The organism is Actinoplanes sp. CA-252034, assembly GCF_050956125.1.
In the GTDB taxonomy this organism is placed as follows: domain Bacteria; phylum Actinomycetota; class Actinomycetes; order Mycobacteriales; family Micromonosporaceae; genus Actinoplanes.
Genome location: NZ_CP191846.1, coordinates 9,137,656 through 9,159,399 on the forward strand (window position 1 = coordinate 9,137,656; position 21,744 = coordinate 9,159,399).

At 70.5% G+C, this 21,744-nt stretch carries 17 protein-coding genes, 2 pseudogenes and 1 riboswitch; of the genes and pseudogenes, 15 read left to right on the forward strand and 4 right to left on the reverse strand.

Annotation, left to right across the window (positions count from 1 at the left end):
- Positions 1–525 precede the first annotated feature (525 nt).
- From ACQPZW_RS41220 to ACQPZW_RS41250, 7 genes are all read left to right on the forward strand, one after another.
- Positions 526–1,548: an ABC transporter permease gene (locus ACQPZW_RS41220; protein WP_433791472.1), complete on the forward strand. Its 1,023-nt coding sequence runs from the start codon at positions 526–528 to the stop codon at positions 1,546–1,548.
- Positions 1,549–1,759: 211 nt separating this feature from the next.
- Positions 1,760–3,391, forward strand: coding sequence for an ABC transporter substrate-binding protein (locus ACQPZW_RS41225; RefSeq protein ID WP_433791473.1), 1,632 nt, complete (start codon positions 1,760–1,762; stop codon positions 3,389–3,391).
- Between the two features lie 87 nt (positions 3,392–3,478).
- Positions 3,479–4,354 (forward strand): ABC transporter permease, encoded by an 876-nt coding sequence (locus ACQPZW_RS41230; RefSeq protein ID WP_433791474.1) that lies wholly within the window; start codon positions 3,479–3,481, stop codon positions 4,352–4,354.
- Entirely contained in the window at positions 4,261–4,467 is a 207-nt protein-coding gene (locus tag ACQPZW_RS41235) for an ABC transporter permease subunit (protein WP_433797765.1), read from the forward strand. The genes ACQPZW_RS41230 and ACQPZW_RS41235 overlap by 94 nt, the downstream gene beginning before the upstream one ends.
- Positions 4,468–4,498: 31 nt before the next feature.
- Positions 4,499–5,572, forward strand: a complete 1,074-nt coding sequence (locus tag ACQPZW_RS41240; RefSeq protein WP_433791475.1) for an ABC transporter ATP-binding protein — start codon at positions 4,499–4,501, stop codon at positions 5,570–5,572.
- Complete coding sequence (locus tag ACQPZW_RS41245; protein ID WP_433791476.1) at positions 5,569–6,600, forward strand: ABC transporter ATP-binding protein; 1,032 nt, start codon at positions 5,569–5,571, stop codon at positions 6,598–6,600. Before ACQPZW_RS41240 ends, ACQPZW_RS41245 begins: the two co-directional genes overlap by 4 nt.
- A gap of 71 nt (positions 6,601–6,671) precedes the next feature.
- A complete protein-coding gene (locus tag ACQPZW_RS41250; protein WP_433791477.1) occupies positions 6,672–7,316 on the forward strand; it encodes a carbohydrate-binding protein in 645 nt (214 codons plus the stop codon).
- Positions 7,317–7,385: 69 nt separating this feature from the next.
- Here the strand turns inward: ACQPZW_RS41250 and ACQPZW_RS41255 are convergent.
- Positions 7,386–7,682, reverse strand: a pseudogene (locus ACQPZW_RS41255) (hypothetical protein); the annotation flags it as partial.
- Between the two features lie 141 nt (positions 7,683–7,823).
- On the opposite strand from ACQPZW_RS41255, the gene dinB reads away from it, so the two are divergent.
- Positions 7,824–9,002 carry a DNA polymerase IV gene (gene dinB / locus ACQPZW_RS41260; protein WP_433791478.1) on the forward strand — a complete coding sequence of 393 codons (1,179 nt, stop codon included), beginning with the start codon at positions 7,824–7,826 and terminating at the stop codon, positions 9,000–9,002.
- A 720-nt stretch (positions 9,003–9,722) separates the two neighbouring features.
- Here dinB and ACQPZW_RS41265 read toward each other — a convergent pair.
- Complete coding sequence (locus tag ACQPZW_RS41265; protein ID WP_433791479.1) at positions 9,723–10,127, reverse strand: hypothetical protein; 405 nt, start codon at positions 10,125–10,127, stop codon at positions 9,723–9,725.
- 110 nt (positions 10,128–10,237) lie between these two features.
- Here ACQPZW_RS41265 and ACQPZW_RS41270 point away from each other — a divergent pair, with 110 nt between their 5' ends.
- From ACQPZW_RS41270 to cobF, 4 genes and pseudogenes are all read left to right on the forward strand, one after another.
- A complete protein-coding gene (locus ACQPZW_RS41270; RefSeq protein WP_433791480.1) occupies positions 10,238–11,311 on the forward strand; it encodes a sensor histidine kinase in 1,074 nt (357 codons plus the stop codon).
- A gap of 20 nt (positions 11,312–11,331) precedes the next feature.
- Positions 11,332–11,556, forward strand: a pseudogene (locus ACQPZW_RS41275) (response regulator); the annotation flags it as partial.
- A gap of 71 nt (positions 11,557–11,627) precedes the next feature.
- On the forward strand, positions 11,628–12,005 hold the full coding sequence (locus ACQPZW_RS41280; protein ID WP_433791481.1) for a LuxR C-terminal-related transcriptional regulator: 378 nt from the start codon (positions 11,628–11,630) through the stop codon (positions 12,003–12,005).
- 126 nt (positions 12,006–12,131) lie between these two features.
- Positions 12,132–12,884: a precorrin-6A synthase (deacetylating) gene (cobF, locus tag ACQPZW_RS41285; RefSeq protein ID WP_433791482.1), complete on the forward strand. Its 753-nt coding sequence runs from the start codon at positions 12,132–12,134 to the stop codon at positions 12,882–12,884.
- A 248-nt stretch (positions 12,885–13,132) separates the two neighbouring features.
- On the opposite strand, the gene cobN is transcribed toward cobF, so the two are convergent.
- On the reverse strand, positions 13,133–16,669 hold the full coding sequence (cobN, locus tag ACQPZW_RS41290) for a cobaltochelatase subunit CobN (protein WP_433791483.1): 3,537 nt from the start codon (positions 16,667–16,669) through the stop codon (positions 13,133–13,135).
- Between the two features lie 35 nt (positions 16,670–16,704).
- Positions 16,705–16,830, reverse strand: a riboswitch (cobalamin riboswitch).
- Positions 16,831–16,934: 104 nt separating this feature from the next.
- Here cobN and ACQPZW_RS41295 point away from each other — a divergent pair.
- Both ACQPZW_RS41295 and ACQPZW_RS41300 read left to right on the forward strand, forming a co-directional pair.
- On the forward strand, positions 16,935–18,830 hold the full coding sequence (locus tag ACQPZW_RS41295; RefSeq protein ID WP_433791484.1) for a hypothetical protein: 1,896 nt from the start codon (positions 16,935–16,937) through the stop codon (positions 18,828–18,830).
- Between the two features lie 2 nt (positions 18,831–18,832).
- Positions 18,833–19,450 carry a precorrin-8X methylmutase gene (locus ACQPZW_RS41300; protein ID WP_433791485.1) on the forward strand — a complete coding sequence of 206 codons (618 nt, stop codon included), beginning with the start codon at positions 18,833–18,835 and terminating at the stop codon, positions 19,448–19,450.
- Here the strand turns inward: ACQPZW_RS41300 and ACQPZW_RS41305 are convergent.
- Positions 19,407–19,859, reverse strand: a complete 453-nt coding sequence (locus ACQPZW_RS41305) for a hypothetical protein (protein ID WP_433791486.1) — start codon at positions 19,857–19,859, stop codon at positions 19,407–19,409. The two genes, ACQPZW_RS41300 and ACQPZW_RS41305, sit on opposite strands and share 44 nt — an antisense overlap.
- Positions 19,860–19,887: 28 nt before the next feature.
- Between ACQPZW_RS41305 and cobJ the strand changes: the two genes are divergently transcribed.
- Entirely contained in the window at positions 19,888–21,498 is a 1,611-nt protein-coding gene (cobJ, locus tag ACQPZW_RS41310) for a precorrin-3B C(17)-methyltransferase (RefSeq protein WP_433797766.1), read from the forward strand.
- The last annotated feature ends 246 nt before the right edge of the window (positions 21,499–21,744 follow it).

Genomic DNA, 21,744 nt, shown 5'->3' on the forward strand with positions numbered 1-21,744 from the left:
AAAATCGGAAACCGCCGGGAAACAGTGAGGTCATACCCGCCCCTTACCAGGGACGGTAACTCTCCGCAACTGCAAGAACGCATAAGCGCGGTAAACCCGACATTCTTAGCCCTCCGGTCGTTTCGCCGCATGGAAGATGACGTTTTTACCCCCAAAATGGGTTCTTATGACCCACGCACTCGAAGCACGATATGACCTAGGCCTTATGGCAACGAACCCGTTCCGTTACCGGATCGATGCGTCAACACATTTCTCGGCCTGCGGATCTCGGATAAATTTCTGAACCGCGGCAGACGAATACCGCTCACATAGCGCCAGTGGGGCGCGTCATCGGGGGAGGGATTGGTGCGTGGTACAACCAACTATCGACCCCGGCCGCATGCTGACGATCCTGAAGCGCATCGAGCGCCCGCCGTCACGACGACGGGCCGAGTCGACCCGCCCGGGACCGGGCAGGACCCGCCTCGCCACCGCGAGTGACAGGTTCGTTTCGCGATCAAGTCCGCTACGAGGAGACACCGCATCATGAGCAACACCCCGGCCACCGCCGACTCACGCTCACCAGGCACCGAGGACACGGCGGTAGCGGTTCTCCAGCCCGACACGGCTGCGAAGGCATTCGTCGGCCGCTCACCGGGCCAGCTCGCGTGGATCCGCCTCAAGCGGGACCGGACCGCGTTCGCCAGCTTCATCACCGTCATGTTCTTCATCGTGGTCGCCCTGCTGGCGCCGGTGATCTCCCGGCTGTACGGGGTCACCGCGACCGAGGGCTTCAGCGACAAACTGAACTACCAGGGTCTGCCGACCGGTTACGCGGGCGGCATCAGTGGCGAGCACTGGCTGGGTCTGGAAGCCGGCATCGGCCGTGACCTGTTCATGCAGCTGATCTTCGGCATGCGCACGTCTCTGATCATCGCCTTCCTGTCCGCGATCATCTCGATCGTGCTCGGCGTCGTGCTCGGCATCGTCTCCGGCTACTTCGGCGGCTGGGTCGATCAGAGCCTCACCTGGTTCACCGACTTCATGCTGGCGTTCCCGTTCCTGGTCTTCGCGCTGGCGATCATCCCGATCATCAACACCGCCGCCTACGACGTGGGCGAAGAGGTGCCCGGCTCGTTCCGGATCACGGTGATCATCGGGGTGTTCTCGCTCTTCGGCTGGATGACGACGGCCCGCCTGGTCCGCGGCCAGATCCTGTCGCTGCGCGAGCGGGAGTACGTGGAGGCCGCCCGGGCTGCCGGCGCCGGCAGCGCGCACATCCTGTTCAAGCAGCTCCTGCCGAACATCTGGGCGCCGATCCTGGTCTCCTTCTCTCTGGCGCTGCCCGGCTTCATCGCCGCCGAGGCCGCCCTGTCGTTCCTGAACATCGGTGTCGTGGAGCCCGTGCCCGACCTCGGCCGCCTGGTCTACTACGGACGGCAGTGGCTGGGCACCCCGGACTGGGCCTACTTCCTGATTCCCGCGACTACCGTCTTCATCGCGGTCCTCGCGTTCAACCTGCTGGGCGACTCTCTTCGCGACGCACTCGATCCCAAGTCGTCGAAGTGACCGGCCGGAACTGAAACACAACTGAAAACGGTACTTCCGCTCGTGCCGCGGCGGGTCGCGTGGCCCAGGCACGTATCGGTTGAGAGAAGGAGAAACCTAAGTGCGACGCAAGTTCGGAGCGCTGCCCGTCGGCGTTCTGGCGGTTGCCCTTGTTGCCAGCGGTTGTTCGGAGACCACGAACGAAACCCCCGGCGGCGGCAACACTCAGAACGTGGTGCAGACCGGCACTATCGCAACCGACCCCGCGGAATCGCAGGGACCGGCCAAGGCTGTCGAGGGCGCCACGAAGGGTGGCGTCGTCAAGCTCCTCCACGCGGCGGAGTTCGAGCACCTCGACCCTCAGAAGATCTACGTCTCGGACGCGCTGTCCATGGCGACCCAGTTCGCCCGTACCCTGACCGGGTACAAGGAGGACGGCAAGGGCAACCTGAAGCTGGTCGGCGACCTCGCGACCAACGCGGGTGAGGACGTCAACGGCGACTGCAAGGTGTGGAAGTACACCCTGAAGGACGGCCTGAAGTTCGAGGACGGCACGCCGATCACCGGCGCCGACGTCGTCTACGGCATCTCGCGCTCGTTCGACCCGGACTGGGGTGTGGGCCCGACCTACATCCAGCAGTGGCTGACCGGCGCGGTGGAGTACAACACCACCTACAAGGGCCCGTTCAAGAGCCCCGGCGTGGACGTTCCCGGCCTGAAGGCAGACGGCAACGTGATCACCTTCACGTTCCCGGCGCCGGCCTGTGAGACCCCGTTCGCGGTGGCCATGCCCACCTCGGCGCCGGTCCCGAAGGCGAAGGACACCAAGGGCGACTACGACCGCAAGCCGGTCTCCTCGGGTCCGTACATGATCAAGGAACACGCGTACGACCAGTTCATCGACTTCGTTCGCAACCCCAACTGGGACCCGGCGACCGACCCGATCCGTAACGCGTACCCGGACGGCATCCGTGTCGAGTTCGGCATCGACGCCGAGACCGGCGCCAACCGGATCGTGGCCGACGCCGCCGAGGACCAGACCGCGTTCATCTGGGCGAACGTGCCCGCCGCGGTGCTGTCCAAGACCACCAGCGACCCGAAGGTCAAGGAGCGCGTCAAGGCCGGCGCCTCGCAGTACGTCGAGTACACCTGGATCAACACCGAGCGGGTCAAGGACCTGAAGGTGCGCCAGGCGCTCAACTACGCCGTCGACCGTGACGCGATCATCAAGGTCCGTGGTGGTGTCGACCAGTTCGGCTCGACCATCATCTCGCCGACCATCGCGGGCTACCAGAACTTCAACGCCTACGACGGTGGCCAGACCGGTAACCCGGAGAAGGCGAAGGAGCTGCTCGGCGGCCAGGCTGTCAAGCTGACCTACGCGTTCCCGAACGTCCCGGTGCGGCAGCAGATGGCGGCGAAGGCCAAGGAGGTCTACGCCAAGGCCGGTATCGAGCTGGTTCTGACCCCGCTCGACCCCGCGACCTACTACGACAGCGTCGGCACCAAGGGCAACCAGTACGACCTGATCCGTGGTGGCTGGGGCGCCGACTGGCCGTCCGCCTCGACCGTCATCCCGGCTCTGCTCGACGGCCGCACCATCCGTGAGAAGGGCAACCAGAACCTCGCGTACTTCAACGAGGACGAGGTCAACAAGGAGATCGACCGCATCAAGGGCCTGAAGGTCGCTGAGGCGGCTCCGGCCTGGGCCGCGCTGGACAAGCTGATCATGGAGAAGTACGCGCCGCTGATCCCGCAGTACTACATCGGGAACTACGAGATCACGGGTTCCAAGATCGGCGGGACGTACCTGAGCGACTCGTACGGTCACATGACCCTCAACTCCATGTTCGTCAAGCCGTAACAGTCTCTCCAACCACGCCGGTGGGGTGATCGCGCAACCCGCGGTCATCCCACCGGTCGTGGCCAGTCACGAGGAATGTAGAGAACCGTGCTCCGCTTCCTGATCAAGCGCCTGTTACTGGCGTCGACCACGCTGGTGGCCATCTCGATCGTCACCTTCCTGCTGTTCTTCGCGGTGCCGTCCAGTCCCGCGTGGGTGATGTGCGGGCGCAACTGCTCCCCCGAGCGGATCGAACAGGTCGAGCACAGCCTCGGTCTCGATCAACCGATCACCAAGCAGTACACCGACTTCGTCAAGGGTGTGTTCGTCGGCCGTACCATCGACGACGCCGGCACCATCCGCGAGTGTGACGCCCCCTGCCTCGGATACTCGTTCCGCAGCAAGGAGCCGGTGACCGACACCATCGAACGGTCGCTCCCGGTGACGGTGAGCATCGTGGCCGGCGCGATGGTGGTCTTCCTGACCGTCGGCATCGGTCTCGGCATGCTGGCGGCGCTGAAGAAGGGCACGGTCTTCGACCGGGTCGCGATCGGCGCCTCCGTGGGCTTCGCCTCCACCCAGACCTACACCCTCGGCGGTGTGCTGCTCCTCCTGCTCGTCTACTCGACCGGCCTGCTGCCCAACCCGCACTACACGCCGATCACCACCGATCCCCTGGACTGGGCGGGTGGCATGCTGCTCCCCTGGATCACGCTCGGTCTGATCAACTCGGCGCTGTACGCCCGGTTGTCGCGGGCCCAGATGATCGAGACGCTGCAGGAGGACTTCGTCCGGACGGCGCGGGCCAAGGGCCTGTCCCCCGGGTGGTCAACCGGCGCCACGCGCTGCGGGCCGCGATCACGCCGATCATCACGATCGCCGGTGTCGACCTGGGCGCCTACCTCGGCGGCGTGGTCATCACCGAGAGCGTCTTCAGCCTCAACGGCATCGGCCGCGAGGCCGCGCAGGCGGTCTCGGACCTGAACCTCCCGTTGGTCATGGCCACCGTCCTGCTGGCGGCGTTCTTCATCGTCACCATGAACATCATCGTCGACATGCTCTACGCGGTGATCGACCCTCGCGTGCGACTCGGCTGAGCCGTCCAGAGCTGACGTGGAAAGAAGCGAAATGACGATCTCTACCAGCCCTGCCGCGGCCGCCGTGGACCCGGAGGCCTACCTGCAGGTACGCGATCTCAAGGTGCAGTTCCCGACCGAGGACGGCCTGGTTCGCGCGGTGGACGGCGTGTCGTTCTCGGTGCGCCGCGGGCAGACCCTCGGCATCGTGGGCGAGTCCGGCTCCGGCAAGAGTGTGACCAGCATGTCGATCCTCGGCCTGCACAATCCCGCCCGGACCAAGATCAGCGGTGAGATCTCGATCGGTGGCCAGAACATCGTCGGGATGAAAGAGGAGAAGATCCAGAAGCTTCGCGGCAAGGACGTCGCGATGATCTTCCAGGACCCGCTGTCCGCTCTGCACCCGTACTACAAGGTCGGCGCGCAGATCGCCGAGGCCTACAAGGTGCACCACCACTCGGCGAGCAAGAAGGAGGCCATGACCCGGGCGATCGACATGCTCGACCGGGTGGGCATCCCGCAACCCCAGCGCCGCGCCAACCAGTACCCGCACGAGTTCTCCGGCGGTATGCGCCAGCGCGCGATGATCGCCATGGCCCTGGTCAACGACCCCGCGCTGGTGATCGCCGACGAGCCGACCACCGCCCTGGACGTGACCGTGCAGGCGCAGATCCTCGAGCTTCTCGAGGACCTGCAGAGCGAGTTCCAGTCCGCCATCATCATGATCACCCACGACCTCGGCGTGGTGTCGCAGGTCGCCGACGACGTCCTGGTGATGTATGCGGGCCGGCCCGTCGAGACCGGCTCGGTGGAACAGATCATGAAGCGGCCGCAGCACCCGTACACCTGGGGTCTGCTGGCCAGCGTGCCGTCGCTGCACGGCGACGCCGACGTGGACCTGGTGCCGATCAAGGGCAACCCGCCCAGCCTGATCAACCTGCCCACGGGGTGTTCGTTCAACCCGCGCTGTCGTTACGCTGGCCAGAACGGCAACCGCTCCTTCTCCGAGGTGCCGGAGCTCCGCCCGGCCGGTGAGGATGGGCACAACGTCGCCTGCCACATGTCCTTCGAGACCCGGCAGCGGCTGTACGCAGAAGACATCGCGCACGCAGGAGTGGCCCAATGACTGATCTCGCAGACTCCTCGGCGAGTCCGGCCACGGCGACCGTGTCGGCCCGTGAGCCGCTGCTCAAGGTCGAGGGCCTGACCAAGCACTTCCCGGTCCGCTCCGGCCTGTTCGGCAAGGGCTCCGTGGTCCGCGCGGTGGAGAACGTGAACTTCGAGGTCCGCCCCGGCGAGACGCTCGGCCTGGTGGGCGAGTCCGGCTGTGGCAAGACCACGACCGGCCGCATGCTGGTCCGGCTGCTCGAGCCGACCTCCGGCAAGATCACCTTCGAGGGTGAGGACATCACCCACACCAAGGGCGCCCGGCTGCGCAAGCTGCGGCAGGACATCCAGATCATCTTCCAGGACCCGTACGCGTCGCTGAACCCGCGGCACACCGTGGGCCGGATCGTCGCGATGCCGCTGCAGGTCAACGGCATCGAGCCGCCCGGTGGCGTCAAGCGGCGGGTGCAGGAGCTGCTGGAGACGGTCGGGCTCAACCCGGAGCACTACAACCGGTACCCGCACGAGTTCTCCGGCGGTCAGCGTCAGCGCATCGGCATCGCCCGGGCCCTGGCGCTCAAGCCGAAGCTGATCGTCGCCGACGAGCCAGTCTCCGCGCTCGACGTGTCGATCCAGGCGCAGGTGGTCAACCTGCTCCGTCAGCTGCAGCGCGACCTGGGGCTGTCCTTCGTCTTCATCGCCCACGACCTGGCAGTGGTCCGGCACTTCTGTGAGCGGATCGCTGTCATGTACCTGGGCCGCATGGTCGAGGTCGGCACACGTCAGCAGATCTACGAGAACCCGGCTCACCCGTACACCCGTGCTCTGCTCTCCGCCGTGCCGGACGTGACGAAGCTGGGCGGCCATGGCCGGATCAAGCTGGAGGGCGACGTGCCGTCGCCGATCGACCCGCCGTCCGGCTGCGTCTTCCACACCCGCTGCTGGAAGGCGCAGGAGAAGTGCTCGGCCGAGGCGCCGGTGCTCCTGCCCAACCCGAACGGCTCGGTCGCGGCCTGCCACTTCCCCGAGACCGGCGCCGTGGTCTGATCCACCGCTGGTGATCGTCGATCGCCTCCCGCGCCGATGGCGCGGGAGGCGATTCGTTTTACCCTGTCCGGGTGGATCAGCGATCTCCGACCGTCTATCGCACCAAGTCGTGGCAGACCCGGCGCAAGGTGGTGACCGTGCTCGCCGGCGTCGGCCTCGTGCTCGTCGGCTACCTGCTGGGCCGCTGGCAGGACACACCGGCCGAGCCGGTGATCACCCCGCAGGCGGCGGTCACGTCGGCCGCCGTGCCCGAGGCCACCTCCCCGGCGCCCGACGCCTCGCCCGCTCCCTCGCCGTCACCGGCGGCGAGCGCCGCGCCCTACCCGGTGCTGCAGGCCGAGTCGGCCACCGAACTGGCCGGCGTGGAGGCCCAGGACACCGAGGACGAGGGCGGTGGCCAGAACATCGGCTGGGTCAACCGGGACGACCACCTGCGGTTCGACAACTTCGACTTCGGCGACGTGCCGGCGGTCCAGGTGAAGCTGCGGTTCGCGTCCGGGTCCGGCATCAACGGCCGGGTGCAGGTCCGGCTCGACAGCCGGGACGCCGCGCCCGTCGGCGAGCTCTCGGTCAGCGACACCGGCGGATGGCAATCATGGCGTACGGGCGCCGCCGTCCTCAAGCCGGTCAGCGGCGTGCACACGGTCTTCATCACGTTCACGTCGAACGACGGCGGCGAGTTCGTCAACCTGAACTGGCTGCAGTTCGTGCACTGAGCGCCAGGGCGTCCGGTCCAGGACCGGGATGCTCAGAATCAGCACACCGTCGTCATAGCGGGCGTCGATGTGGTCCGTGTCGAGCCTCTCGGACAGAAGCACCTCCCGGCGCTCGGCGATCCCGGCCCGCGGACTCGCATGCTCGGGGTGCGAGGGCTGGCGCTCGGCGACTCCGGCTTGCGAGGGCCGGCGCTCGGCGCGGACGGTGAACGCCTTGGCGTCGGCGGTGATGTCGATCGAGGCCGAGTCGACGCCCGGCAGGTCGATGTCGATGTGGAAGGCGGTGTCCACCCGATAGGCGTCGAGCCGGGCTCCCGAGCTGCGGGTCGAACCCTCCAGGACGCGGGCGGTGAGGGTGGTGAGCATGGGTGGCTCCTCGTTCGGATGAGCATGGGTGGCTCAAGTCTGGGAACCGGGATTTCCAGCGCTGGATTCCCCCTTGGATTTGTGACGGTCGCCGCCCTCGTCGGCCTGCGTGGAGTCGAACGTGTGTACTAAAGTGGCGGTGTGATCCTGCATGCCGACCTGGACTCGTTCTACGCGTCGGTCGAGCAGCGCGACGATCCCGCGCTGCGCGGCCGGCCGGTCCTCGTCGGCGGCGGGGTGGTGCTGGCCGCCTCTTACGAGGCCAAGGCGTTCGGAGTGCGTACGCCGATGGCTCTGCCCCGGGCGAGGGCCCTCTGCCCGCACGCCGTCGTCGTGCCGCCACGGATGGCCGCGTATGCGGCGGCCAGCAAGGCCGTGTTCGAGGTCTTCCGCGACACCACCCCGCTCGTCGAGCCGATCTCCATCGACGAGGCGTTCCTCGACGTGGAGGGCCTGCGCCGGATCCGCGGGACGCCGGAGGAGATAGCCATCGGGCTGCGGGCCGAGGTCCGCGCCCGGACCGGGCTGCCGATCACGGTCGGTGTGGCGCCCACCAAGTTCCTGGCCAAGGTGGCCAGCGGGGCCGGCAAACCGGACGGGTTGCTGGTCGTGCCACCCGGCCGGGAGCTGGAGTTCCTGCATCCGCTCCCGGTGGAGAAGCTGTGGGGTGTCGGGCCGGTCACCGCGGCCAAGCTGCGCGAGCGACAGATCCACACCGTCGGGCACGTCGCCCGCATCGGGGAGGCGGCCCTGGTCGCCATGCTCGGCGGAAACGCCGGGCGGCACCTGCACGCGCTCGCCCACAACCACGACCCGCGCCGGGTGGAGACCGGGCGGCGGCGCGGCTCGATCGGGGCGCAGTGCGCGCTGGGGCGATCCGCGTCGCGCGGCTTCCCGGAGGTCGAGGCGGTGCTCGGCGCCCTCGTCGACCGGGTCACCCAGCGGATGCGGCGGGCGCACCGGGCCGGGCGGACGGTTACGGTGCGGCTGCGGTTCGGTGACTTCAGCCGGGTCACCCGGTCACGCAGCCTGCTCAAGGCCACCATGCAGACCGGGGCGGTGCTGCAGACCGCCGTCGACCTGCTGCGGGAGGCCTGGCCGCTGATCAGCGAGCGGGGGCTCACCCTGGTGGGCGTCGCGGTCAGCAACCTCGACGGGGACGGCGCGGTTCAGATGGAGTTGCCGTTCGCGCCGCCGCGGGCCGACGGGCTCGATGCGGCGGTCGACCGGGTCCGTGACCGGTTCGGATCCAGCGCGCTGCGGCGGGCCGCGATGATCGGCCGGGACATCTCGCCGTCGGTGCCGATCCTTCCCGACTGAGCTGGTGGCGTCTCTGCCTCGCACGCCGTGGTGCCTCACCGTGGACTTTTTCGGTGTCCCCACTGCGACTGCACGCCGTGGTGCCTCAGCATGGACTTTTCGATGTCCCCACTGCGACTGCGCGCCGTGGTGCCTCACCATGGACTTTCGGTGTCCCCACTGCGACTACCGCCTCCCCAATGGATTTCAGCGTCGCCACCTGCCATTACGCCGCCCCCCTGCACAGCTTCAAGCGTCTCTGGGCGTCCCCGCCGGCGACCAGTCAGCCCGGCACCGTCTCCTGCAACTGTCGGCATCACCGCCGGTTATCAGGCGCGTAAGGACCGCTTCAAACGCCTTGCGACGTCCCCACCGGAGACGAGCCACGCGACGACCACCTCAAGCACCCCTTGACGGCCCCACCACCGACGACCGCCTCGAGCGCCACCCCTCCCCACCAGCGACGACCGTCTCAAGCGCCAGCCTCCCCACCAGCGACGACCGCTTCAAGCGCCACCCCTCCCCACCAGCGACGACCGTCTCAAGCGCCAGCCTCCCCACCAGCGACGACCGCTTCAAGCGCCACCCCTCCCCACCAGCGACCGAATCATCCGACGACCGCCTCATGCCCCCTTGACGACTTCACCAGCGCCGACCACCTCAAGCGCCCCTCGACGTCTCCACCGGCGAGGAGCCGGTCGAGGACGGCAAGCCGAGGATCCTGGCTGGTGACGGTTTGCTTCACGAGCTGGTGTCGGCTCTGCTCTGCCGCGCGGTGGGGCCGGAGCGGCGGCGGGTCAGCAGCCAGGCCACGGCGCCGCAGATCGCCCCGACCGTCAGGCCGGTGACCAGGCTGGACAGGGTGGCCGCGACTCGCGCCAGCGGCTCGGGGACGGTCGTCTCGGCATTCCACAGGGCGTTGTGGATCACGGCCAGGCTGATGCCGTAGACGGCGCCCGCACCGAGTAGGAGACGGACCGGAGATGGCGAACGCGAGACCGCGACCACCACCCAGATCAGCAGAGGGACGAATACCAGCAGCGCGTTCAGGCCGGTGCCCTCGTGGATCAGGCCGAGGTCGTGCAGGACCGCCCGGGGTGCCGCCAACAGGCCCAGAACGATCATCAGGGGGATGTCCTTCCGCATGGCATCCGACGGTAGGGACCGGGGCGGGCCGGCGAATCCCGCGGAGGGCGGCGGGAGGTGTCGCTTTTCGGCGTACCCGGGTGGGCCGGAGTCTGCCTAGCATCGGAGAGGTGCGGAAGGTGCTGGTGGACGTGGCAATCGCGGCCGGGGTCGCCGGGGTGCTGGCGCTGATCGCCTCGGCTGAGCTCGGTGGGCGGGGTGGCGTCGGGGCCTATCTGTGGGCGGCCGCTCTCGGGGCGCTGATGCTGGGGCGGCGGCGCTACTCCCGTACCGTGCTGGGCCTCACGGTTTTTGGGCTTTTCGCCTATTATGCAGCCGGGTTTCCGGCGATCGGGGTCGCGGTTCCGCTGGCCGCCGCGCTGTATTCGGCCGCCGAGGCCGGGCATCGCCGGACCGCCGTCGCCGCCGCGCTGGTCGTTCTCGTCGTCTCCGTGGTGTTCCGGCTGCGGGAAGGGCAGGACTTCGGGTTCGTGGTGCTCTACGACGGGACCGGTCATGTGGCCCTGATGGCCGCCGCGATCGTCCTCGGTGAGCTGGTCCGGGCCCGCCGCCGGATCGCCCGGCTCACCGGGCGCCAGATCGAGCTGGAGGCCGAGCGCCGGGTCCACGAGCACGATCAGGAGCTGTCCCGGGAGCTCCACGACTCCATCGGGCACGCGCTGACCGTCGCCGCGATCCAGGCCAACGTCGCCCGGCAGGAGGCGCCCCATCGACCGGATGCCGCGGTCGCCGCCCTCGACCACGTGGCGCGGGCGCTCTCCGACGCGCTCGCCGAGCTGCGTGGGACGGTGCGGGCCCTGCGCGCCGGCCCGGAGCCGTCACTCGATGATCTCGGGGCCCTGATGGACACCGCCCGGGACGCCGGCTTCCGGGTGCGCGCCGCGATAGAACCCGTCGAGGACCCGGTCACGGCGGCCACCGCGTACCGGCTGGTGCGGGAGGCGGTGACCAACGTGCTGCGGCATTCGGCGGGGCGCAGTGTCGCGGTCGAGATCCGTGCGGACGACGGGATCCTGCTGGTCAGCGTGGAGGATGACGGCCCGGCCGGCGATCCGGAGGCGGACGGGGCGGGCCTGACCGGGCTGCGCGAGCGGGTCGCCGCGGCCGGTGGGCGGCTCGACGCCGGACCGGTCGAGCACGGGTGGCGGGTCAGCGCCTCCCTACCGTTGGAGGTGGCCCGGTGAGGGCGGTACGGGTGGTGCTCGTGGACGACCAGTCGCTGGTCCGTGCCGGCATAACAGCCCTGCTGACCGGCGGCGAGACGAAGCCGACCGAGACGGGCCCGGACTCCGCGATCGAAGTGGTCGGAGCGGCGGCGGATGGGGTCGCCGGGGTCGCTCTCGTTCGGCGGTTGCGGCCGGATGTCGTGCTCATGGACATCCGCATGCCGGGTGGGGACGGGATCGCGGCGGTCCGGGAGATCCGGGCCGAGCCCGCCGGCCGGGACGTCGCCATCCTGATGCTGACCACTTTCGACACCGATGACGAGGTGCTCGGGCGATGCGGGCCGGCGCCGACGGATATCTGCTCAAGGACACCGCGCCCGAGCCGCTGCGCGCGGCGGTACGGGCCGCCGCGCGAGGGGAACCGGTCCTCTCCCCCGGGATCATCCGGCAGGTCATGGCACACGCGGCAGCCGCACCGAGGCCCGTCGCCGAGGCCGGTCTGGAACGGCTCACCGCCCGCGAACGTGAGGTGCTGGCCGCACTCGCCGACGGCGACGACAACGCGGCGGTCGCGCGGGCGTTGTCGCTGAGTCCGGAGACCGTCCGGACGTACGTCCACCGGATCCTGGCCAAACTGGAGGCCGGAAGTCGCGCGCAACTCGTCGCCATCGCCCATCGCAGCGGCTTGGCGGCGGCCCGTCGCCGCGAGTGAGACGAAGTCCGGACGCAGCCGCCCATCACCGCGGACCGTCGCCCGGAAAGGGACAGCCTTGCGGTGTAACACTCATCGCCGCGGGCTGGCGGCGGATCGCCGCCGGGGGTGAGGCAGACTCGGGGCGTGCGGAAGATCTGTGTAGTCGGGATCGGTGCGGGCGACCCGGACCATCTGACCCTGCAAGCGGCGAAGGCGATCGGTCGTACCGACGTGTTCTTCCTGCTCGACAAGGGTGAGACCAAGGCGAGCCTGATCGAGCTGCGGGAGCGTCTGATCCGGGGCTACTCGCAGCCCCGGAAGCGGGTCGTCGAGGGCCGTGACCCCGACCGTGATCGCAGCCCGGCCGACTACACCGGCACCGTCGCCGACTGGCGGCACCGGCGGTCCCTGGTTCTGGAGGAGCTGATCACCGAGCATCTCAAGGACGGCGAGACCGGCTCGATCCTGGTGTGGGGCGACCCGTCGCTCTACGACTCGACGATCGCCATCCTCGAGGAGATCCTGGAGCGCGGGGCGGTCGAGTTCGAGTTCGAGGTGATCCCCGGCATCAGCAGCGTGTCGGCGCTGGCCGCCAAGCACCGGGTCGGTCTCAACCGGGTCGGGCAGCCGTTCCAGGTCACCACCGGGCGGCGCCTGGCCGAAGGCTGGCCGGAGGGCGCCGACGACGTGGTCGTGATGCTCGACGCGCAGCACGCGTTCACGAGATACCCGGAGGCGGACATCTACTGGGGCGCCTACGTGAGCACACCGGACGAGTTGCTGGCGGCCGGGCCGGTGGCCGAGGTCGGCGACGAGATCGTCAAGACCCGCACCGAGGCCCGCGAACGGCACGGCTGGATCATGGACACCTACCTGCTCCGCCGCCGGCAGGGCTGATGCCCGGCCTGCAGGGCTGATGCCCGGCCTGCAGGGCTGATGCCCGGCCGACAGGGCTGATGCTCGGCCGCCCGGTCCCGGACCGCGGCGGCCCGGGCAGAGCTGATGCCGGATCACCCGGGATCGGACCGCGGCGCCGGGTTTCGGAGCGCCGCGGCTCGGGAGAACCGCGGCGCCGGGTTACGGAGCGCGGCGGCTCGGGGCCGGACCAGGTGGCGCCGGGATCACCCGGCGCCTCCGGCTCGATCTCAGGCCGGCCCGTCCTCGAGGTCGCCCTCGGTCTCCAGGTAGAGCTGCTGGAGGGCGGCCAGCGTCTCCGGCTCCGGCGAGTCCCACAGCTTGCGGTCGGCGGCCTCCAGCAGGCGCTCGGTGATGCCGTGCAGCGCCCACGGGTTGGACTGCCGCATGAACGCCTGGTTGTCCGCGTCGAGCACATAGCTGGCGGCGAGCTGCTCATACATCCAGTCGGTGACCACCCCGGCCGTCGCGTCGTAGCCGAAGAGGTAGTCGACGGTCGCGGCCAGCTCGAAGGCCCCCTTGTAGCCGTGCCGGCGCATCGCGGCGATCCAGCGTGGGTTCACCACCCGGGCCCGGAAGATCCGCGCGGTCTCCTCGGTCAGGCTGCGGGTGCGTGCCTGGTCCGGGTTGGTGGAGTCGCCGATGTACGCCGCGGGCGCCTTCCCGGTCAGCGCGCGGACCGTGGCGATCATGCCGCCGTGGTACTGGAAGTAGTCGTCGGAGTCGGCGATGTCGTGCTCGCGGGTGTCGATGTTCTTCGCCGCCACGTCGATCCGGCGGTACGCGTTCTCCATGTCCCCACGAGCGGGCACACCGTCGAGGTCGCGGCCGTAGGCGAAGCCGCCCCACACCGCATACACCTCGGCCAGGTCCGCGTCGTCGCGCCAGTTACGGCTGTCGATCAACGGCAGGATGCCCGCACCATACGCCCCCGGCCGCGACCCGAAGATCCGTGTCGTCGCCCGCCGCCAGTCGCCGTGCTCGCCCTGGTCACGGAGCGCGTGCTCGCGGACGAAGTTGTCCGGCTCGTCGAGGCCGGCGATCAGCTGGAAGGCGTCGTCGAGCAGGCCCACCACGTGCGGGAACGCGTCCCGGAAGAACCCGGAGATGCGGACCGTCACGTCGACACGTGGCCGTCCGAGCTCGCCGGCCGGGATCGGCTCCAGCCCGGTGACACGGCGCGACGCCGGGTCCCAGATCGGGCGGACACCGATCAGCGCCAGGATCTCGGCGATGTCGTCACCGGCGGTACGCATCGCGCTCGTGCCCCAGGCGGACAACCCGACCGAGCGTGGCCAGTCGCCGTGATCCGCGCGGTAGCGGTCGAGCAGCGAGTCGGCCATCGCCTGCCCGGTCTCCCAGGCGAGCTGGCTGGGAATCGCCTTCGGGTCGACGGAGTAGAAGTTGCGGCCGGTGGGGAGCACGTTGATCAGGCCACGGAGTGGGGAGCCGCTGGGGCCGGCCGGGACGTAGCCGCCGTCCAGCGCGTGCAGAACATGGGTGATCTCGTCAGTGGTCTTCGCGAGCCGCGGCACGACCTCGGTGGCCGCGAACTCCAGCACCCGCACGACCTCCGGCAGGTCCGACAAGCCCTCGGGGACGCTGGTCGGCCACCCGGCCTCCTCCATCGCCGTGACCAGGGCGCGGGCCTGCTCCTCGACCGCGTCCGTCTCCGCGGTCGAGGCGTCCTCGGCCAGCCCGAGCGCCTCCCGCAGACCGGGCAGGGCCGCCACCTTGCCGGCCCACATCTGCCGGGCGCGCAGCATGGCCAGCACCAGGTTGATCCGCGCCTCCCCGGTCGGGGCCGCGCCGAGCACGTGCAACCCGTCGCGGATCTGCACGTCCTTGACCTCACACAGCCATCCGTCGATGTGCATGATGAAGTCGTCGAACTCTTCGTCGTCCGGCCGGTGCTGCAGGCCGAGGTCGTGGTCCATCTTGGCGGCCTGGATCAGCGTCCAGATCTGCGCCCGGATCGCCGGCAGCTTCGCCGGGTCGAGGGCCGCGATGTTGGCGTGCTCGTCGAGCAGCTGCTCCAGCCGGGCGATGTCGCCGTAGGACTCGGCCCGGGCCATCGGCGGGATCAGGTGGTCGACCAGGGTGGCGTGGGCACGGCGCTTGGCCTGGGTGCCCTCGCCCGGGTCGTTGACCAGGAACGGGTAGATCAACGGCAGGTCGCCGAGGGCCGCGTCGGTACCGTCCGACGCGGACATGCCGACGTTCTTACCGGGCAGCCACTCCAGGTTGCCGTGCTTGCCGACGTGCACGACGGCATGCGCCCCGAACTCGTCGGCCAGCCAGCGGTAGGCGGCCAGATAGTGGTGGCTGGGCGGCAGATCCGGGTCGTGGTAGATGGCGACCGGGTTGGCCCCGAACCCGCGCGGCGGCTGCACCATGACCACGACGTTCTCGTCGCGCAGGGCGGCCAGCACGATGTCACCGTCGTCGGTGTAGAGCTCGCCGGGCGGCGGCCCCCAGTGCTGCACGACGCGCTCCCGGAAATCCTCCGGCAGCGTCGCGAACCAGGCCGTATAACGATCGCCGGGGATCCGCACCGGGTTGCCGGCCAACTGCTCCTCGGTCAGCCAGTCCGGGTCCTGCCCGCCGGCCGCGATCAGCGTGTGGATCAGCCCGTCTCCGTCGTAGGAGCCGAAGTCGCCGATCCGATAGCCCTTCTCGGCGAGCGCCGCCAGCAGGGCGACCGTCGAGGCCGGGGTGTCCAGGCCGACCGCGTTGCCGATCCGGGAGTGCTTGGTCGGATAGGCCGACAGCATCAGCGCGATCCGCCGGTCGGCCGGCGGGACGTGCCGCAGCCGGGCGTGCGCCACCGCGATCCCGGCGACCCGTGAGGACCGCTCGGGGTCGGCCACGTAGACCGACAACCCGTCCTCGTCGATCTCCTTGAACGAGAACGGCACCGTGATGATCCGCCCGTCGAACTCGGGGATCGCCACCTGCGTCGCCGCGTCCAGCGGGGTGAGCCCGTCGTCGCTGGCCTCCCAGGCGGCCCGCGAGCTGGTCAGGCACAGGCCCTGCAGGATCGGCACGTCGAGGTCGGCGAGGACGCCGACGTCCCACGCCTCGTCGTCGCCACCGGCGCTCGCCGTGGCCGGCCGGGTGCCGCCCGCCGCGAGCACGGTCACCACCAGCGCGTCCGCCTTGCGCAGCTCGGCCAGCAGCTCCGGCGGGGCGGTCCGCAGCGAGGCCGTGAAGATCGGCAGCGCACGACCGCCCTCGGCCTCGATCGCCCGGCACAGCGCGTCGACGAACGCGGTGTTGCCGGCCATGTGGTGGGCGCGATAGTAGAGCACCGCGACCGTCTCCCGGCCGCCCTCGGACGCCTCGCGTGGCAGGAGCCCCCACTGTGGGGTCTCGACCGCCGGCGCGAACCCGTTGCCGGTCAGCAGCACCGTGTCGGAGAGGAAGTCGTGCAGCGACGCCAGGTTCTCCCCGCCGCCCTGTGCCAGGTAGACGTGCGCGTCGGCGGCGACACCGGCCGGCACCGTGGACAGTCTCATCAACTCGGCGTCGGGCGCCTGCTCACCACCGAGGACGACGACCGGCAGACCGCTCGCGAGCAGCGCGTCGAGGCCCTCCTCCCAGGCCCGGCGGCCACCGAGGATGCGCACCACGACGAGATCGACCCCGTCGAGCAGGGCCGGCAGGTCGGCGACGGCGGTGCGGGCCGGGTTGGCCGGGCGCCATGCCGAACTGCTGGCCCGGGCGCTGAGCAGGTCGGTGTCGGATGTCGACAGCAGCAGGAACACGCGCGCACTCCCCCTCGGGGTCCGCGCCCCGGGTAGACGGACATGACGGCGACCGGAGTTCCTGGCTCCCAGAGAATCCCCTGGTGACAGTGGCGGGACCGCGCCGGACTCGCACCGGCTTCCTCCGCGGCGTCGCCGCTCGTTGGCCCCTAACCATTCCGAACCCCGGTGTCCCGCGTCAAGGCGGAACGGTCGCTGTGACGCTCCCGACCCACCGCACGACGGAGGTGAATTCCTGTCGGGGGTCGGCCGTAGTATCCGGGCCATGACTCCCCGTTCGTCCGACACCGACGCCTGTCCCGGCGCGCTGCGGCTGCACGCCGCGGCCGACGGCATGCTGGCCCGGGTCCGGCTGCCAGGGGGGATGCTGTCCGGCGCTCAGCTGCGCTCGCTCCGCGAGCTGGCCGAGGAGTTCGGCGACGGCTGCCTGGAGCTGACCTCGCGAGCAAACCTGCAGCTCAGAGCTTTACAGCCAGGCGATGCGCCGACGTTGGCGGCCCGGTTGCGGTCGGCGGCCCTGCTGCCTTCGATCACCCATGACAACGTACGGAACATCGCGGCCCCGCCTCTTCCAGGATTGCCTCTGCGCGTTCTCGTAGGACGGCTGGACCTCGCGATCCAGGCTGACGCCGCCCTGGCCGCGCTGCCCGGCAAGTTCCTCTTCGCCATCGGCCGGGTCGCGCTCGCCGCCGACGTGGCCGCAGTCCCCGTCGCCCCGCGCCACACCACGCCGCACCCACGCCCCGCCGAGCCCGGCTTCGTCCCGCCGCTCCCACGCCCGGCCTCGCCCGGCAGTGGGAGCTCGGGTGTGGCGGTCGGCGACGACGGCGATGGGCTGTTCGTCATCCGGTTCGCCGGGCACGACACCGGCCTGCGTGTCGGGTTCGACGATGTGGCGTCCACGCTCGTGGCCGCCGCCCACGCGTTCCTGGCCGAGCGGGAGGCGCAGCGGTCCGGCAGCGCGGCGGCCTGGCGGCTGCGTGAGCTCGCCCACGGCCCGGCACGTGTGTCGGACCGGGTCGCTGCGGCGCTCGGCCTGACGCCTGTGCCGGTCGAGGTGGCGACACCGGTCGATGCTCCAGAGCCGGGTGACCTGATCGGGGTGCTGCCCCAGGACGACGGGCTCGCCGCGGTGGCCGCGCTGGTGCCGTTGGGGCGGCTGGAGGGCGTACCGCTGAGGGCTCTGGAAGACGCCGGGCTGCTGGTCGTGACGCCCTGGCGCGGTGTGGTGGTGGCCGATCTGGCGCCGGAGGCGGCACCGGCGTGGGCGGATCGCCTGGCCGGCGCTGGGCTCGCGGTGGCGCCGGGTTCGCCCTGGTCCGGGGTGACCGCCTGCGCCGGGCGTCCCGGCTGCGCGAAATCGCTGGCCGACGTGCGCGCCGACGCCACCGCCGCGTCCCGTTTCGGCGGCGGCCTCCCGGTCCACTGGGTCGGTTGCGCCCGAGCGTGCGGCAGCCCTGCCGGCGCGCACGTCCGCGCCGAGGCGACCACGGACGGCTACCTGATCACCCGCCATCCGGCCGGCGACGCTGAGCCGGCCGTGCACGTCCCCGCCACCGTCCGGAGGCAACCGATGACCGCTGGGCAGGCACTAGTCGGCGATTCCGGGCTAATCGGACCATCGACGGCCGGGTCACGATCATCGAGGATCGGCAGCACCGGGCTGGATCGGCCGGAGTCGGCGGAGACCCCAGCCCCGGCCGAGGCCCCGACCGGAACGGGAGACCCGGCCCGGGCCGAGGCCCCGACCGGGGCAAAGACGGCCGGCGTGGAGACGCCGACCCGAACAGCAGAGCTGTCCGTAGTAGAAACGCCCCTGGGGGCAGGCGGAGCGGGTTACACGCGTGCACATCGGCTCGACGACGCCGCGTGGGTGGGCCGGCCGGAAAGCGAGCGCGCGTATCGGCCCGACGACGCGGCGCCGGGTGAGCGGGAGAGCACGGACGCGCACCGGCCCGGCGACACGGTGTCGGGTGAGCGGGAGAGCACGGACGCGCGTCGGCCCGGCGACACGGTGTCGGCGGGTGGACGGAAGAGCACGGACGCGCACCGGCCCGACGATGCGACGTGCGGGCGGGAGAGCACGCACACGTATCGGCTGGACGACGCGGCGTGGGTGCGTGGGCTGGAAGACGCGATAGCGGTGGCGAGGAGGCCCTGAGCATGGAGTACGTGCGTGACGGCGCGGAGATCTACCGGCGGTCGTTCGCCACGATTCGGGCCGAGGCCGACCTGTCGGGGCTGCCGGAGGACGTGTCGCGGGTGGTGGTTCGGATGATCCACGCCTGCGGGATGGTGGATCTCGTGGAGGATGTCCGGTTCAGTCCGGGGGTGGTGACCGCGGCACGCAAGGCGTTGCTCGATGGCGCGCCGATCCTCTGTGATGCCGAGATGGTCGCGTCGGGGGTGACGCGCACCCGGCTGCCGGCCGCCAACGACGTGGTCTGCACGTTGCGTGATCCCGCTGTTCCAGGGCTGGCGATGGAGATCGGCAACACCCGCAGCGCGGCCGCCCTGGACCTGTGGGGTGACCGGCTCGGCGGCGCCGTGGTGGCGATCGGGAACGCGCCGACCGCGTTGTTCCGGCTGCTGGAGATGGTCGAGGCGGGTGCGCCACGGCCGGCCGCGGTGATCGGGATCCCGGTCGGCTTCATCGGCGCGGCCGAGTCGAAGGAGGCGCTGGCGGAGTCCGGCCTGGAGTACCTGATCGTGCGCGGCCGCCGGGGTGGCAGCGCCATCACCGCCGCCGCGGTGAACGCCCTCGCTTCCGAAGCCGAATAGGCCGGAACGGAACAACTCGGAAGCCGAACAGGCCGGAACGGAAAACGATGACGAACGACGCAGCCCGCGGCGACACCGCGGCGGCGACTCCCACGCAGCCGACGGCCGTGCCGGTGCAGAACGCGCCGACACCGACGAGCGGGCCGGAACCGAAACAGAACGCGGCGACCCGGGCGAGCATGCCGCCAGCAGCGCAAAATCCGGCGAGCGGGCCGGAACCGAAACAGAACGCGGCGACGCGGGCGAGCATGCCGCCAGCAGCGCAGAACCCGACGAGCGGGCCGGAGCCGGAGCACAACGCGGCGACACCGACGAGCGGGCGGGCACCCACGCAGAACACGGGGACGAGCACGCCGCCAGCAGGGCAGACCGCGGTGATCTCGTCGAGCGGGCCGGGGGGGTCCAGCACGCGGACCGGGCGGCTCTTCGGGGTGGGGCTGGGTCCCGGTGACCCTGAGCTGGTCACGGTCAAGGCGGCGCGGCTGATCGGCGCGGCCGACGTGGTGGCGTATCACGCGGCACGCCACGGGCGCAGCAACGCCCGCGCGATCGCCGCCGGATACCTGCGGGAGGGCCAGATCGAGGAGGCCCTGATCTATCCGGTGACTACGGAGACCACCGATCACCCGGGCGGCTATCAGGGCGCCATCGACGAGTTCTACGCCGAGTCGGCGGCCCGGCTCGCCGCGCATCTGGACGCCGGGCGCGACGTGGTGGTGCTGGCCGAGGGTGATCCGTTCTTCTACGGCTCCTACATGCACATGCACAAGCGGCTCTCGGGGCGTTACGAGACCTCGGTCGTGCCCGGGGTGACCTCGGTGAGCGCCGCCTCGGCGGTGCTGGGCCGCCCCTTGATGGAGCGCGACGAGGTGTTGACCGTCCTGCCCGGCACCCTGGAGCCGAAGGAGCTGGCCGCCCGTCTGGCCACCACCGACTCGGCCGCCGTGATGAAGCTGGGCCGCACCTTCGAGGGGGTGCGGGAGGCTCTGGAGCAGGCCGGGCGGCTCGACGACGCGTGGTATGTGGAGCGTGCCACCACTGATCGGGAACGGTCAGCGCCGCTGCGTGATGTCGATCCGGCCACGGTGCCGTACTTCTCACTGGCACTGCTGCCGAGCCCGGCGGCGACCGCGTTCACCGCCGATGCCGGTACGAGCCGGCCGTCCGGCCTGGACATGCTGGTGACGCCCCCGGAAGCGACGGTGTCGCGCGCCACGGGCCGGGCTCAACCGGGCGCCGGCATGGTGAGCCTGGAGGAGGCGAACGCCACGGCGCTGAGCCGGATCGAGACTGCCGGGCGGGCCGGTGCGGTGACCGTTGTCGGTCTGGGGCCGGGCTCTCGGCACTGGCTCACCTCGGAGGCCCAGGAGGCGCTGGCCGACGCCGACGACCTCATCGGCTACGGGCCCTATGTGGACCGCGTTCCGCCGAACCCGCGTCAGCGCCGGCACCCGTCGGACAACCGGGTCGAGGCGGAACGGGCCGCGTTCGCCCTGGACCTGGCGAAACGCGGGCGCCGGGTGGCGGTCGTCTCGTCCGGTGACCCTGGGGTGTTCGCGATGGCCGCCGCAGTTCTGGAGGTGGCCGAGGATCCGCAGTGGCTGGACGTCCCGGTGCGGATCATCCCGGGGCTGACCGCGGCGCAGGCGGTGGCGAGCCGGGCCGGTGCGCCGCTCGGGCACGACTTCTGCATCCTGTCGCTCTCCGACCGGCTCAAGCCGTGGTCGGTGATCGAGTCCCGGCTGACCGCCGCCGCGACCGCCGACCTGGTGATCGCCGTCTACAACCCGGCCTCGAAGACCCGTCGTGAGCAGCTGGTCCGCGCGCTGGAGCTGCTGCGCGCCCACCGCGGTCCGGGCACGCCCGTGGTGGTCGGGCGGGACGTCGGCGGTCCGGAGGAGTCGGTGCGCATCACCACACTGGCCGCCCTCGACCCGGCCGGCGTCGACATGCGCTGCCTGCTGATCATCGGCTCGACGCAGACCCGCGCGGTCACCCGCGGTGACGGCACCACGGCCGTCTACACGCCACGCCACTACCCAGAGTGATTCCGAGCCCGGAAACGCATGGCGAACCCGGGCTCGGACACCACAGCCCGGCCTCGGAAACGCATGGCGGACCGGACTCGGCCACCACAACCCGGCCTCGGAAACGCATGGCGGACCGGGCTCGGACGCCATGGCCGGAGCCCGGAAACGCATGGCGAACCCGGGCTCGGCCACCACGGCCCGGCCTCGGAAACGTATGGCCAACCGGGCTCGGACACCACGGCCCCGGCAGGCCGAAGGGGGGAC